Below are 13,165 nucleotides of genomic sequence, written 5' to 3'. Positions count from 1 at the left end.
TGAGGCTGACCCGTAGTGCTGATAAAGTGATGCGGGTCAGAGTCTGGCACGATATTCCTGATACTTTACTGCCATTTCCCGGAAGTATTCTGTCAGATAATCAATACATACCTGTACTTTCAGGGGTAATTTGTCCCGTTCGGTGAACAGCGCATAAACCGGACGGGGTTCCGACTGATACCGGGGATACAGGATCTCAATTTCACCGCGTTTGATTTCATCAAGTACCCACATCAGCGGCATATAAGCGATCCCCGAACCGGCTTTCAGCCAGCCAATCAGCGTCAGGGGATCATTGGTCGCAAACCGTCCTTTCGGCGACATCTTCAGGTGATGACCGTCGGGGGCTATCAGCCTGAATTGGTTATAAGGCGAAACACTGTATTCCAGCCAGACAAAACGTTCTAATTCTTCGGGGCTGGCCGGTAAATTACGCAGTTCCGGAAAATGTGCGGATGCACAGAGTACCATTGGCATACTTCCCAGCCGTCGTGAGAATAAAGCCGAATTCTCCAGTTTGCCGGCTTTGATCACTAAATCCAGCCCATGAGCAATCAAATCCGGAGAAGGGTTACCGGTGATCAGATTAACGCTCAGTCCCGGGAAGTCATTCAGCAGTTTGGCTGTCATCGGTGACAGTACGTTCCGGGCCATGGTAGTGGTACTGCCGATACGCAGCATACCAATTGGCGTGTTATTAAACGCATAAATTTGCTCATGGACCTGCGATGCCTCGTTTAGCATCCGTTTGCAGCCCTGATAATAAATCCTGCCTGCTTCGGTTAAACCAATACTGCGGGTACTACGGTTGAGTAATTTAACCTGTAAGTCATCTTCCAGTTTCGCGATTGTCTGGCTGACTGAAGAAACACTTTGCCGGAGCTGACGAGCCGCGGCTGTGAAGGACCCCAGGTCGACAACCTTCGCAAAAACTGACATACCTTTTAACCGTTCCATTATTAACTCTGACTTAAAAGTGATTTATGTCACATAATGTAGAAAACTAACTATCAGACACGTTACTATAATGAGATCCGGTCGATAATTTATGTGCTTACCGTAACTTCTGAAATTATACGAATCCATGTGTTCTGACACAGGCTTGTGGTTAACCTGCCATCAGGCAACGTTTGCTCTGATGTTAACGACTATCGGTTACTGGTTGGCCGGGTGTAAGATATTTATTCCAAAGGATTTAAAATGAGTGTGCATCCGGTTTTAGTCGTTTTTGGGCTATCTTTTCCGCCTATTTTTGTCGAGCTGATCCTGTCATTGCTGCTGTTCTGGGTAGTGAAAAGGATCCTCACACCCAGCGGGATCTATGATCTTGTCTGGCATCCTTCTCTTTTTAACACAGCGCTGTATTGCTGTGTCTTTTATTTTGTCTCCAGTTTAATGGTCTGAGGTTTCAGTGAAAACGCTTATAAGAAAAATCGCACGCTATGGGATAACCCTGATTCTGGTGATTGTTGCCATTATTATTGTCTTCAGGGCATGGGTTTATTACACCGAATCCCCCTGGACCAGAGATGCTAAGTTTGCGGCAGACGTGGTGGCGATTTCACCCGATGTCACCGGCCTGATTACGGATGTTAATGTGCGTGATAACCAGTTTGTGAAAAAAGGTGATACGCTATTTATCGTTGACCGTCCGCGCTTTCAGGAAGCCTTAGATGAAGCTCAGGCGAATGTGGATTACTACCAGGCCGTGGTCAGTGAAAAACGCCGTGAGGCCGCACGACGCAATAAAATAGGGACTCTGGCGCTGTCTAAAGAAGCCGTAGAGCAGGCGAATAATGATCTGCAGACCAGTGAGCATCAGCTGGCTCAGGCAACGGCTGCCCGTGATTTGGCGCAGATAGACCTGACGCGTACTGATATCCGGGCGCCCTCTGATGGCTGGGTGACCAACCTGACGGTATACGGTGGTGAATTTATCAGCCGTGGCTCGGTTGCTGTTGCACTGGTGAAAGCTGACTCTTTCTATGTCCTTGCATATATGGAGGAAACCAAGCTGGATGGGGTTAAACCGGGCTACCGCGCCGAGATTACTCCGCTGGGAAGTAATAGTGTACTGCGGGGTACCGTAGACAGTATTGCTGCCGGGGTCACCAATAGCAGCAGTACTGTCGATTCAAAAGGGATGGCAACGGTTGATTCGAACCTTGAATGGGTCAGGCTGGCTCAGCGTGTACCGGTCCGTATCCGTCTGGATAAGCAACCCGGTAATCGTTTTCCTGCAGGAACCACTGCGACAGTCGTTGTGACCGGTGATAAAGATCGTCCCCATGAAAAACCTTCTTTTGTATCAGATATGCTGAACAGATTAAGAGAATTTGGTTGATTGGGGGGGCTATGGTTCAGTATCTGCGTTTCCCGGTTAAGCTGACTTTCGCCATCCTGTTAGCGCTGATGCTGGGCTTCTATTGTAATTTAGAAACCCCGCGCTGGGCGGTAATGACAGCCGGAATTGTGGCCGGCGGACAGGCCTTTGCGGCAGGGGGTGATCCTTATTCAGGAGCCCTGAGACACCGTGGGGTATTGCGGATTATCGGTACTTTTATCGGTTGTATTGCCGCCCTGACCATTATGATTTTTACCGCACAGGCACCGGTGGTGATGCTGATGCTTTGCTGTGCCTGGGCAGGACTCTGTGTCTGGCAGTCATCCCTTATTCGAGCCGAAAATTCTTATGCGCTGGGACTGGCAGGTTATACGACCCTGATTATTGTGGTGACAGTGAATGCCAGCGGTACACTGCAGCTGGTACCGCGTTTCGCCGTAGAACGGTGTTGTGAAATCATTATTGGTATTGTCTGCGCCATCCTGGCGGACATGATCTTTTCTCCCCGTTCGATAAAAAAAGTTATCGACCAGGAAGTGGAGTCATTACTGTTATCTCAGTATCAGTTGCTGCAGTCAGGGGTCAGACATAACAGTAAAGAAGAACTTGATAAGGCATGGAGTACTTTGGTTCGCAGGACCAGTGCTTTCAGCGGTATGCGCAGCCAGTTACGTATGGAATCCAGCCACTGGCAAAATGCCAGCCGGCGAATGAAGATGTTACATACTCTGTCACTGACCATGATTACCCAGGCGGCAGAAACGTTCCTTATTCAGAATACCCGCGAAAACTATATTCCGGCTTCCTTCCGGGAGTTAATCGGGCAGGATGTCAGCAATATTGTCGATCTGCGTAAACAATTAAAAGAGCTCAGGCGTCTGCTGACACTGAATACTAATGCAGATATCCCGGTCACACTCAGCAGCTGGATCGGGGCTGCGTCTGAGTACTTGTTATTAATGAAAGGTATTCAGACCAACGCACGTATTAATAAAATCGAAGAAACCATCCTGCAACGGGAAGGTGAAGTTCACGTACGCTCTGCCGAAACGCATCCGGCGATGATTAACGGTATCCGTACCTTTGTGGCGACGGCCCTTGGGTCATTATTCTGGTTATATTCGGGCTGGAATGCAGGCAGTGCCTGTATGGTGATGCTGGCAGTGGTCACTTCATTAGCGATGCGTTTACCTAACCCGCTGATGCTGGCGAAAGATTTTCTGTACGGGATGTCTGTCGCAGTACCACTCGGGGCGCTGTATTATGTTTTTCTGATGCCGGGTACCCAGCAAAGCCTGTTCTTACTGTGTCTGATTATTGGTGCACTGGCATTTGTCTCGGGTATTTTTATCCAGCGCCGGCAGCTAGGCACCCTCGGGGCTTTTATCGGAACGCTGAATATCATTGTATTGAGTAACCCGATGAGCTTCGGGATTAATACCTTTCTTGATAACGCACTGGGACAGGTGATTGGCTGTTTTCTGGCAATGCTGGTGATACTGTTAATCCGTGATAAATCCAAAGCCCGTACTGGCAGAAAAATACTGAACAGGTTTATGTATGCGGCGGTTTCTGCATTAACAACTAACCCTGACAGACGCAGGGAAAATCATCTTCCCTCACTGTATCAGCAATTATTCCTGCTGCTTAATTTATTTCCCGGGGATATTAATAAATACCGTCTGGCATTAACTCTTATTATTAGTCATCAGAGATTACGTCAGGCTAATATTCCTTGCCAGGAAGAGTTATCAGAATTTCATCGTCGTCTGAGATATACGGGAGACCGGATAATTTCGTCACACGGTGAAGAAAAAAAACGTTACTATTACCAGCGGCTATTGCAGGAGTTTGATATTTATCAGCAGAAGTTACAGCAATATGCAGCACCATTATCTGTCACCGAACCGGTTCGCCGGCTGGTGGACATACTGACCCGCTATCAAAATACGCTGATTAATATCTGATATTATCTTTGCCCCCGGGATTTACTGGCGGAGATCATTGCAGATTTGAGCATCCGAAAAAGGCCCCCCTGACAAGGGGGCTAATATGACGTTACGATGGTTCTTTATGTAATTCCCGGAGCAGCCCCGAAGAATTAACTTTATTATGATTCTTTACTGATGATTACTATTCTTGCCGACGTTCCCTGTCCGGCTACGATATTGAGGTGTTTTTATATTTACCGAAGGTAATAAATACCATTCCTCCTGAATATCGTTATTCTATAAACAACATTGCTTACTTTTGACGTATTGATAAACCTGCTCAGTAAGATAATAACTGACGCTATTTCACAGGTGAAAATTTAACATATCTGCTTTTATTATTTGTAGATACTTGCAGTCTCGTGATAATTACCGTTCATATAGGCTTCCGTGATACGGTAGGCCGTTGCTCCCATTGCATCTGCTTTATGACTTAATTGTTCACTGATCTCAGAAGGAGAAGCGTCCAGACCACTGACAGAGATAACACCGATAGACTGCATCGCTTGTGCTTGTTCGCTGGTTACTGATTGTGCAGCAGATACACCAAACGACAGTGCGGAAAGTACACCCATCATAGCCAGACCGGCTTTTATACTCACAATTTATTCCTCGTTGATTTATTCATTTTTGTGATTCAGATCACGAAGCGCATTATAGGTCTGGTAACGTAAGAAATTAATACATTGCTAATAATGTTTTTTCAAATGTAACCGTTTACCTGATATTTTTTATAACAAATTCAACTAAAAGATGACCATGTTTTAAACAATGATGTTATTTTTACATTTAAAACATAGGCATATAACAATTTATCAATTTGTGCTGTTTGGTTGATGTGTAATGCTGGCTTCATAGTTTCCTGAGTGATTATCTCTGCAGAAAGCAGAAAGCAGAAAGCAGAAAGCAGAAAGCAGAAAGCAGAAAGCAGAAAGCAGAAAGCAGAAAGCAGAAAGCCTTTATTCCCCCCGACATCCGGCTGAGGCCGGGGGACAGAGACTCAGAGCTCTTGTTCAAACAACGTCAGAATGGCGTCGTAGAGTTTTTTCACGGTAAAGCTTCTGGAAGGGGTTACGAAAATAGTGTCATCGCCGGCAATGGTACCGAGGATCCCTTCCGCTTTTCCTAATGAATCAAGTAATCTTGCAATCAATTGTGCCGCACCAGGACTGGTATGAATAACAATCAGTGCATCGTTATAATCAATATCTAATACCAGGTTTTTGAGCGGACTGCTGGTGGTCGGTACGCCAAGTTCAGCGGGGAGACAATAGACCATCTCCATTTTTGCATTACGGGTACGTACTGCGCCGAATTTGGTCAGCATCCTTGAGACTTTAGACTGGTTAATGTTAGTAAAGCCATCGTCCTGCAGAGCAACAACAATCTCACCCTGAGAACTAAACTTTTCTTCTTTTAGCAGTGCTTTAAAAGCCCTGATTAAATCTTCTTGTTTAGAGGTGGTTCGCATAGGCTACCATGTTTGTTTAAAGAGGATCCCGCAGAGACAATTACATTATTATGCACCTGGATGAATTTTTATGCAATGCGTGGTGTTGGTATCAAGGGGCGGGATAATACAAGGCGCGGATTCTAACAAATAAAACCCTGAGAGTCCAAATTACTAAATAAGCATTTTTTCGCAGTTTTTTATATTGTAGCTGACCGAAGGATAGCGTATTCGCTCTGCTGTCTGCAGGGCGTTGACAGTGAAAATAATGGACAGTGCCGGCCGGATAAGTGGGGGTTAATCTGGATAAAAAGTCAGACAATGATGAAACAGGTCGCGGATTACCAGGCTGGGACAGAGAGTGCAGCCAGCACAGGGTTGTGACTGGCTGCTATTGAATACTAATTAGTTCACTGCCGGGGTATCTTGCGGAAATTCACGGAGAGTTACCGGGATAGTCAGTTGTTTATCGTTACGCAGCAGCCGGACCTGGACCACTGACCCCGGACGGATCTCAGCCACCTGATCCATCGTCTCCTGGGCAGAAATAGCCGGTTTGCCATTAACACTCAGCAGCAGATCGTTGGCCTGAATACCCGCCAGCTCAGCAGGCCCGCCGGGGGCGACTTTACTTACGATAATTCCTTGTATCTTATCCACTGAGTTTCCGTGACCATTAAGCGCCGGGATCTCCCGCGCCGTAATACCGATAAAGCCACGTATTACACGGCCATAACGGATGAGTTTATCCATAATCTGGGTTGCCAGTGCTGTGGGTATAGCGAAGCCGATGCCTTCGGGCGTTTCTCCGTCACTGCTTTTGTCAAAGGTCAGTGTATTTATCCCCATCAGTTCTCCGCGGGAATTAATTAATGCGCCACCAGAATTTCCCTGATTGATCGATGCATCTGTTTGCAGGAAATTTTGCCGGCCGGAAGAGCTCAGTCCTACCCGTCCTGTGGCACTGATAATGCCCTGGGTGACTGTCTGTCCCAGGTTATAAGGATTGCCGATCGCCATCACGACATCGCCGATATGTGGAATACGCTGCGAATTAATCGGAATAACCGGTAAATTGGTGGCAGAGATTTTCAGTACCGCAAGGTCAGTCATTGCATCGGACCCCACCAGCGTCGCCTCATAAAACCGGCCATCCTGCAATGCTACAATAATCTGGTCAGCATTATTAATCACATGCTTATTCGTCAGGATATAGCCTTTATTGTTCATGATCACCCCGGAACCCAGCGTGGTGATCCCGTGGCTGTTGTCGGTCTGGGTATTACGGTTATAGACATTGACCACTGCCGGAGCTGCACGCCGGACACCCTGACTGAAACTGACGATAGGTTCTTCGGTACTGGTATCTGAATGATTAACTAACGCCAGCAGGCGGCTGCCGACATGGTATTCAGGCATAGCCAGCAGTATTACCACTGCCACAATAAGGCCGATAATCACTGAACGTAATAATTTGAGTAGCATACCGATAGTATAATTGCCGGGAAAGGATGGTTAAGGATAACACGATAACAGCGGGCACAGGTATTCGCTTGTGCCCGCGTCATTTGCGTTTTTCTAACGCATTAACAGATAGATACTCTCTTTACCGCGGATCACATTTAATGCAATCACGTCTGGCTTCGTGTCGAGTACTTTTTTCAGAGCTTCCAGGCTTTGCACACGCTGGTGGTTAATACTGACGATAACATCACCGGGCCGGAACCCCGTCTGTGCCGCAGCACTTTGCGGGCTTACACTCAGTACTTGTATACCTTTCTCTTTGGCCGCTGTTTGTCCGTCGCCGAACTCAGCACCCTGTAAGGCAGGGAGTGATAATTCTTTTGTCACCGGCTGAGACGCTGTGCTCTGGTCCAGAGTTACCACCAGGTTCAGTGGCTTGCCGTCGCGCAGCAGGCCGAGGCGTACCCGTTCCCCGGGGGCACTGGTTGCTACTTTGGCCCTGAGTTCGCCAAAACCGGAAATTGCCTTATCATTGAGTGTTGTGATGATATCACCGGCTTTTATACCGGCTTTTTCGGCCGCCGAACCTGGCAAAACCTGCGCAACAAAGGCTCCGTGATTGACATTAACCCTGAACGCTTTTGCCATATCAGCCGTGAGTTCAGTACCTTTAATGCCCAACTGTCCCCGTTTTACCTGACCATATTTTATTAGTTGGTCGGCGATATTAAGGGCCATATTACCGGGAATCGCAAAGCCAATACCAATGTTACCGCCACCCGAAGCCAGAATGGCCGTATTGATACCGATTAGCTCACCGCGTAGATTCACCAGTGCCCCGCCGGAGTTACCCCGGTTAATGGCGGCATCAGTCTGAATAAAATTCTCCAGTCCTTCGATATTTAACCCGCTACGGCCAAGGGCTGAAATGATCCCGGAAGTTGCCGTCTGACCTAAACCATACGGATTACCGATAGCAACCGCAAAATCGCCTACCTGTAACTGGTCTGAATTACCGGTTTTTATCTGGGTCAGATTTTTCGGGTTGCTTATCTGAATCAGTGCAATATCTGACTGGCTGTCGCTGCCAGTCAGTTTTGCATTGTACTCACTGCCGTCGCTTAATTGCACCGTGATTTTGCTGGCACCGTTAATAACATGGTAGTTGGTCAGAATATAGCCTTTTCCGGCATTAATGATTACCCCTGATCCCAGTCCTTCAAACGGCGTGCCCTGCGGATTTTGCGGGGGTTGCTGACCATAGAATTTTTTCAGGGGGCCGGGTAGCTGAGCTGTAGCTGAAGGGGTCTGGATACCGCTTACTTTTACGCTGACCACTGAGGGTAATACCTGAGCCAGCATCGGTGCCAGTGAAGGAAGCTGCTGTCCCTGAACTTTAACCGGCAGGCTGGCATGTGCAGCAGGGGTCAGGGACAGATTTAGCCCGGCACTTAGCGTCATGGCGAGCAATAGCGGTGATAGTTTTTTCATTATGCAAGTATTCTCACGGTTAAAAGCAAAGACCAGAGGCTGAGAGCAGCAGAAAAAAACCGGGCGCCTGAAGCGCCCGGAGGATTATTTCTGGTTTACCGGGCCGCTTCTGAGTAATCCGGAAGCCCCTTCGGAGTAATCCCGCGGGATTTGTACCGGAGCCTGATCGTTATCCGCTTCAGCTTCGGTTTCCTGCCATGCAAACGGGTTTTGATCTCCGGGCAAATCCGGCAGCAGATCACTGGAACCTTTCGCCATATGCTGATAAAGCTGGCGATAATCATGGGCCATATTGTCCAGTAATTCCGCACTGCGGGCAAAATGTCCGGTCAGTTCCTTGCGATAGTCTTCCAGCTCAGATTTAGATTTTTCCAGCTCATATTGTACGTTACGTTGCTCACGTAATTTTCTGTTACCAAAGCGCATGCCGACGGCACCAATAATCAGGCCGGCAACCAATCCGATTAGCCCGTATTCCCAGGTCATAATAACTCCCCTCATTTCCGTTGTTGTCCAGGGCACAACGGTTTTCTTCTTTATGCCAGTCAGTTAACAACAAGAAGATAACCTACTTCAATACCCGTCACTATACCCGTTAATCTTCCGGAAGTGGAATCCTGCGTCAGCCTGGCGTACTGTATAACGGTTTTTTTTTCGTCAAATAACACCAAACGGACTTTTCCGGACAGCTGAGAAAATACAAATGACATCACCCCTGGCCCTGTATCAGCAAGAGCTTACCCGTGGTAGTTTTCAGCCTGATGACGTACAAAAGGCTGCAATAACCCGACTTGATGAAATTTATCAGTTACTTACAGAAAAAAGTCTTGCCAGTACTCAGCCTAAAAAAGGCGTCTTTAGCCGGTTATCCGGTTTACTGGGTAAAGGAAAAGCAGATCTGCTTGCACCGGTCACAGGATTGTATATGTGGGGCGGAGTAGGACGGGGGAAAACCTGGATTATGGATCTGTTTTTTCAGTCTATTCCGGGTGAACGTAAGCTTCGTTTACACTTCCATCGTTTTATGCAGCGGGTACATCAGCAACTGACCGAATTACAGGGGCAAAGTGACCCTTTACTGATTATTGCTGACCGTTTTAAAACACAGGCCGATATACTGTGCTTTGATGAGTTTTTTGTTTCGGACATTACTGACGCGATGCTGCTTGGTACCCTGATGGAAGCGCTGTTTGAACGGGGGATTACCCTGGTAGCAACTTCAAATATCCCCCCGGACCAGCTTTACCGTAATGGTCTGCAACGGGCGCGTTTTTTACCGGCAATTGAGCAGATCAATCGCCATTGTGAAATTATGAATGTCGATGCGGGGATCGATTACCGTTTACGTACCCTGACTTCTGCACATTTATGGAAAACCCCTCTGAACACACAGACCACGGAAGAGATGGTTTCAATGTTTGGATCACTGGCCGGGTGTGACTATCAGACGGCGGAATCACCGGTACTGGAAGTCAATCATCGTCAGATGCAAACTCTGAAATCGGCACATGGTGTGGTCGCGCTGGACTTTATTACCCTGTGCGGTGAGGGGCGCAGTCAGATGGATTACATTGAGCTTTCCCGCCATTATCACAGTGTATTGTTATTTAATGTACCGGTGATGAATTATGCTCAGGAAGATCAGGCCAGACGATTTTTGGCATTAGTCGATGAGTTTTACGAACGACATGTTAAACTGATCGTCAGTGCAGAAGCAGCGTTGGAAGAGATTTATGCCGGCAACCAGCTGAAATTTGAATACCAGCGTTGCCTTTCACGTTTGCAGGAAATGCAAAGTGAAGAGTTTCTGCGCCGCCCTCATTTGCCCTGAATGCGAATGCCGGGAAGAGGGAGCGCAATTTTATCGCAAAAAGAGTCGACCTTTCGCGGTGACTTCTCTATAATCTTGCGACCCCACGTTACGGCAAATGGTTTTTTTTCCCAAAAACCTTTGTGATCCGGTAACTCTATCCGAAGGGGTAGGCTTGCTGGCAAAATGGTCGTGTGAGCCTCAATCGTTTACTTAAGCGTTTGGGATTTCACCAACGTGTAACTTATATTTGGGTAAGCTTTTCAATGAAAACTTTTACAGCTAAACCAGAAACCGTCCAGCGTGACTGGTATGTTGTTGACGCGACAGGCAAAACTTTAGGTCGTTTAGCGACTGAACTGGCTCGTCGTCTGCGTGGTAAGCATAAAGCGGAATACACTCCGCATGTTGATACCGGTGATTATATTATCGTTCTGAACGCTGATAAAGTTGCTGTTACCGGCAACAAGCGTAGCGATAAAATTTATTACCATCACACCGGCCACATCGGTGGTATCAAGCAAGCGACCTTCGAAGAGATGATTGCTCGCCGTCCTGAGCGTGTGATTGAAATCGCGGTTAAAGGCATGCTGCCAAAAGGCCCGCTGGGTCGTGCTATGTACCGTAAACTGAAAGTTTACGCAGGTAACGAGCACAACCATGCGGCACAGCAACCGCAAGTTCTTGACATTTAATCGGGATTACAGGCAATGGCTGAAACTCAAAACTACGGCACAGGTCGCCGCAAAAGCTCCTCCGCTCGCGTCTTTATCAAGCCGGGAAGCGGTAACATCGTTATCAATCAGCGCTCTTTAGAGCAGTATTTCGGTCGTGAGACTGCACGTATGGTCGTGCGTCAGCCGCTGGAACTGATCGATATGGTTGGAAAATTTGATCTGTACATCACTGTTAAAGGTGGTGGTATCTCTGGTCAGGCTGGTGCGATCCGTCACGGTATCACACGCGCTCTGATGGAGTATGACGAATCTCTGCGTTCAGAACTGCGCAAAGCGGGCTTTGTTACCCGTGATGCACGTAAAGTTGAACGTAAGAAAGTCGGTCTGCGTAAAGCACGTCGTCGTCCACAGTTCTCCAAACGTTAATTGTTTGCTGCTTATGCAGCATCGCAATTGGCATCAAAAACCCGCTTCGGCGGGTTTTTTGTGTTTTTATCCTCTGTTTTTCTGTTGTTTCAGGCATTTTATTGGCAAATCTTTAATCACCCGCCACAAACAGGCGAAGATCTGATAAACTAGCGAACTAATTTATGCTTGTCAGCAGTTAAGCGATGCGCTCAATTCAGGCAACAGTTGAAAACAACGCATCAGCACAGGTTGCAAGCGCCATGTTTACTGGCTAGTCGGCTGTGGTTGACTATTCGCAGTATCTTTTTGAGCAAAGTGGAGGTTTTCATGGCTGTCGCTGCCAACAAACGTTCGGTAATGACACTGTTTTCCGGACTCACTGATATTTTCAGTCACCAGGTACGTATTGTACTGGCTGAAAAAGGCGTTAGTGTGGAGATTGAACAGGTCGATATGGATAACCTTCCACAGGATCTGATTGATCTGAATCCGTATTGTACGGTACCGACTCTTGTTGACCGTGAGCTTACTCTGTACCAGTCCCATATTATCATGGAATATCTGGATGAACGTTTTCCCCACCCGCCATTAATGCCGGTTTACCCGGTGGCCCGTGGTGAAAGCCGTTTAATGATGCACCGTATCGAACAGGACTGGTATAGCCTGATGTTCCGGATCGAAAACGGTACGGCTCAGGAAGCAGATGATGCCCGTAAACAGCTGCGTGAACAGCTGCTGGCCATTGCACCATTATTCTCCCGTACGCCGTTCTTTATGAGTGAAGAATTCAGCCTGGTTGATTGCTATCTTGCGCCGCTGCTGTGGCGTCTGCCGTCCATGGGTGTTGACCTGAGTGGCGCAGGCTCGAAAGAACTTAAAGGTTATATGACCCGCGTATTTGAACGTGATTCTTTCCTGGCTTCCCTGACCGAAGCTGAACGTGAAATGCGCCTGCACTTCCGGGGTTGATTATGGAAATGACAGAAATGACGGCACGTCGTCCTTATCTGCTGCGTGCTTTCTATGACTGGTTACTGGATAACGATCTGACCCCGCATCTGGTGGTTGATATTAATCTGCCGGGAGTGATGGTTCCGCTGGAATATGCAAGGGACGGGCAGATTGTCCTGAATATTGCACCACGTGCGGTCGGTAATCTGGAACTGACTAACGAAGAAGTCCATTTTAATGCCCGCTTCGGCGGGGTGCCGCGTCAGGTAGTGGTACCTATGATTGCTGTTATGGCTATCTACGCACGGGAAAATGGTGCCGGAACGATGTTTGAACCTGAACCGGCTTATGAGTCAGAAGAAGGAGCCGCCTCACAAATGGCTACTGCTGATCCTGTTATGTCTGTCATTGACGGTGATCGGCCGGATGAAGCTGAAGCTGTTGAGGCAGACACCGACGACGATAATGAGCCTCCTCAGCCTCCGCGCGGTGGCCGTCCGGCTTTACGGGTCGTGAAATAACCCGCGACATTCTGCTGATATCAACAGATATTCTCTGAAGCCGGCCATATTCCAGTAT

14 protein-coding genes are annotated in these 13,165 nt (G+C 47.7%); 8 read left to right on the top strand and 6 right to left on the bottom strand.

Annotated elements, in window-relative coordinates; genetic code table 11:
• Positions 1-36: 36 nt before the first annotated feature.
• Positions 37-957: an HTH-type transcriptional activator AaeR gene (gene aaeR, locus JK216_RS08585; protein WP_212707594.1), complete on the bottom strand. Its 921-nt coding sequence runs from the start codon at positions 955-957 to the stop codon at positions 37-39.
• Positions 958-1,200: 243 nt separating this feature from the next.
• Between aaeR and aaeX the strand changes: the two genes are divergently transcribed.
• From aaeX to aaeB, 3 genes are read left to right on the top strand one after another with little or no spacing between them, the layout of a single operon-like run.
• Entirely contained in the window at positions 1,201-1,404 is a 204-nt protein-coding gene (aaeX, locus tag JK216_RS08580; RefSeq protein ID WP_212707595.1) for a p-hydroxybenzoic acid efflux pump operon protein AaeX, read from the top strand.
• 7 nt (positions 1,405-1,411) lie between these two features.
• The gene (gene aaeA / locus JK216_RS08575) at positions 1,412-2,344 is read left to right on the top strand and encodes a p-hydroxybenzoic acid efflux pump subunit AaeA (RefSeq protein WP_212707596.1); all 933 of its coding nucleotides are present in this window, start codon (positions 1,412-1,414) and stop codon (positions 2,342-2,344) included.
• A gap of 11 nt (positions 2,345-2,355) precedes the next feature.
• Positions 2,356-4,311, top strand: coding sequence for a p-hydroxybenzoic acid efflux pump subunit AaeB (aaeB, locus tag JK216_RS08570; protein ID WP_212711522.1), 1,956 nt, complete (start codon positions 2,356-2,358; stop codon positions 4,309-4,311).
• A 362-nt stretch (positions 4,312-4,673) separates the two neighbouring features.
• On the opposite strand, the gene JK216_RS08565 is transcribed toward aaeB, so the two are convergent.
• The 5 genes from JK216_RS08565 to zapG form a co-directional block, all read right to left on the bottom strand.
• Positions 4,674-4,937, bottom strand: coding sequence for a YdgH/BhsA/McbA-like domain containing protein (locus tag JK216_RS08565; protein WP_212707598.1), 264 nt, complete (start codon positions 4,935-4,937; stop codon positions 4,674-4,676).
• Positions 4,938-5,335: 398 nt separating this feature from the next.
• Positions 5,336-5,806 (bottom strand): transcriptional regulator ArgR, encoded by a 471-nt coding sequence (gene argR, locus JK216_RS08560; RefSeq protein WP_212710565.1) that lies wholly within the window; start codon positions 5,804-5,806, stop codon positions 5,336-5,338.
• A 384-nt stretch (positions 5,807-6,190) separates the two neighbouring features.
• A complete protein-coding gene (gene degS / locus JK216_RS08555; protein ID WP_212707600.1) occupies positions 6,191-7,270 on the bottom strand; it encodes an outer membrane-stress sensor serine endopeptidase DegS in 1,080 nt (359 codons plus the stop codon).
• 93 nt (positions 7,271-7,363) lie between these two features.
• On the bottom strand, positions 7,364-8,740 hold the full coding sequence (locus tag JK216_RS08550; RefSeq protein WP_212710564.1) for a Do family serine endopeptidase: 1,377 nt from the start codon (positions 8,738-8,740) through the stop codon (positions 7,364-7,366).
• Between the two features lie 84 nt (positions 8,741-8,824).
• Entirely contained in the window at positions 8,825-9,226 is a 402-nt protein-coding gene (gene zapG / locus JK216_RS08545) for a Z-ring associated protein ZapG (protein ID WP_212707602.1), read from the bottom strand.
• Positions 9,227-9,437: 211 nt separating this feature from the next.
• Here zapG and zapE point away from each other — a divergent pair, with 211 nt between their 5' ends.
• The 5 genes from zapE (at position 9,438) to sspB (ending at position 13,107) form a co-directional block, all read left to right on the top strand.
• Positions 9,438-10,571 carry a cell division protein ZapE gene (zapE, locus tag JK216_RS08540; RefSeq protein ID WP_212710569.1) on the top strand — a complete coding sequence of 378 codons (1,134 nt, stop codon included), beginning with the start codon at positions 9,438-9,440 and terminating at the stop codon, positions 10,569-10,571.
• A gap of 245 nt (positions 10,572-10,816) precedes the next feature.
• Positions 10,817-11,245: a 50S ribosomal protein L13 gene (gene rplM / locus JK216_RS08535; RefSeq protein WP_038016830.1), complete on the top strand. Its 429-nt coding sequence runs from the start codon at positions 10,817-10,819 to the stop codon at positions 11,243-11,245.
• 15 nt (positions 11,246-11,260) lie between these two features.
• Complete coding sequence (rpsI, locus tag JK216_RS08530) at positions 11,261-11,653, top strand: 30S ribosomal protein S9 (RefSeq protein ID WP_038016832.1); 393 nt, start codon at positions 11,261-11,263, stop codon at positions 11,651-11,653.
• Positions 11,654-11,962: 309 nt separating this feature from the next.
• On the top strand, positions 11,963-12,604 hold the full coding sequence (gene sspA / locus JK216_RS08525) for a stringent starvation protein SspA (RefSeq protein WP_212707604.1): 642 nt from the start codon (positions 11,963-11,965) through the stop codon (positions 12,602-12,604).
• A gap of 2 nt (positions 12,605-12,606) precedes the next feature.
• Positions 12,607-13,107 carry a ClpXP protease specificity-enhancing factor gene (gene sspB, locus JK216_RS08520; protein WP_212707605.1) on the top strand — a complete coding sequence of 167 codons (501 nt, stop codon included), beginning with the start codon at positions 12,607-12,609 and terminating at the stop codon, positions 13,105-13,107.
• The last annotated feature ends 58 nt before the right edge of the window (positions 13,108-13,165 follow it).

This window comes from Tatumella sp. JGM94 (assembly GCF_018257595.1).
Taxonomy (GTDB): domain Bacteria; phylum Pseudomonadota; class Gammaproteobacteria; order Enterobacterales; family Enterobacteriaceae; genus Tatumella; species Tatumella punctata.
The sequence above is the reverse complement of the archived record's forward strand: the minus strand, read 5'-3'. Positions and strand labels throughout refer to the sequence as shown.

Bases quoted from the DNA above. Each gene is read 5' to 3' on its own strand.
- aaeR (WP_212707594.1), bottom strand. From the start codon at position 957: ATGGAACGGTTAAAAGGTATGTCAGTTTTTGCGAAGGTTGTCGACCTG.
- aaeX (WP_212707595.1), top strand. From the start codon at position 1,201: ATGAGTGTGCATCCGGTTTTAGTCGTTTTTGGGCTATCTTTTCCGCCT.
- aaeB (WP_212711522.1), top strand. From the start codon at position 2,356: ATGGTTCAGTATCTGCGTTTCCCGGTTAAGCTGACTTTCGCCATCCTG.
- argR (WP_212710565.1), bottom strand. From the start codon at position 5,806: ATGCGAACCACCTCTAAACAAGAAGATTTAATCAGGGCTTTTAAAGCA.
- degS (WP_212707600.1), bottom strand. From the start codon at position 7,270: ATGCTACTCAAATTATTACGTTCAGTGATTATCGGCCTTATTGTGGCA.
- JK216_RS08550 (WP_212710564.1), bottom strand. From the start codon at position 8,740: ATGAAAAAACTATCACCGCTATTGCTCGCCATGACGCTAAGTGCCGGG.
- zapG (WP_212707602.1), bottom strand. From the start codon at position 9,226: ATGACCTGGGAATACGGGCTAATCGGATTGGTTGCCGGCCTGATTATT.
- rplM (WP_038016830.1), top strand. From the start codon at position 10,817: ATGAAAACTTTTACAGCTAAACCAGAAACCGTCCAGCGTGACTGGTAT.
- rpsI (WP_038016832.1), top strand. From the start codon at position 11,261: ATGGCTGAAACTCAAAACTACGGCACAGGTCGCCGCAAAAGCTCCTCC.
- sspA (WP_212707604.1), top strand. From the start codon at position 11,963: ATGGCTGTCGCTGCCAACAAACGTTCGGTAATGACACTGTTTTCCGGA.
- sspB (WP_212707605.1), top strand. From the start codon at position 12,607: ATGGAAATGACAGAAATGACGGCACGTCGTCCTTATCTGCTGCGTGCT.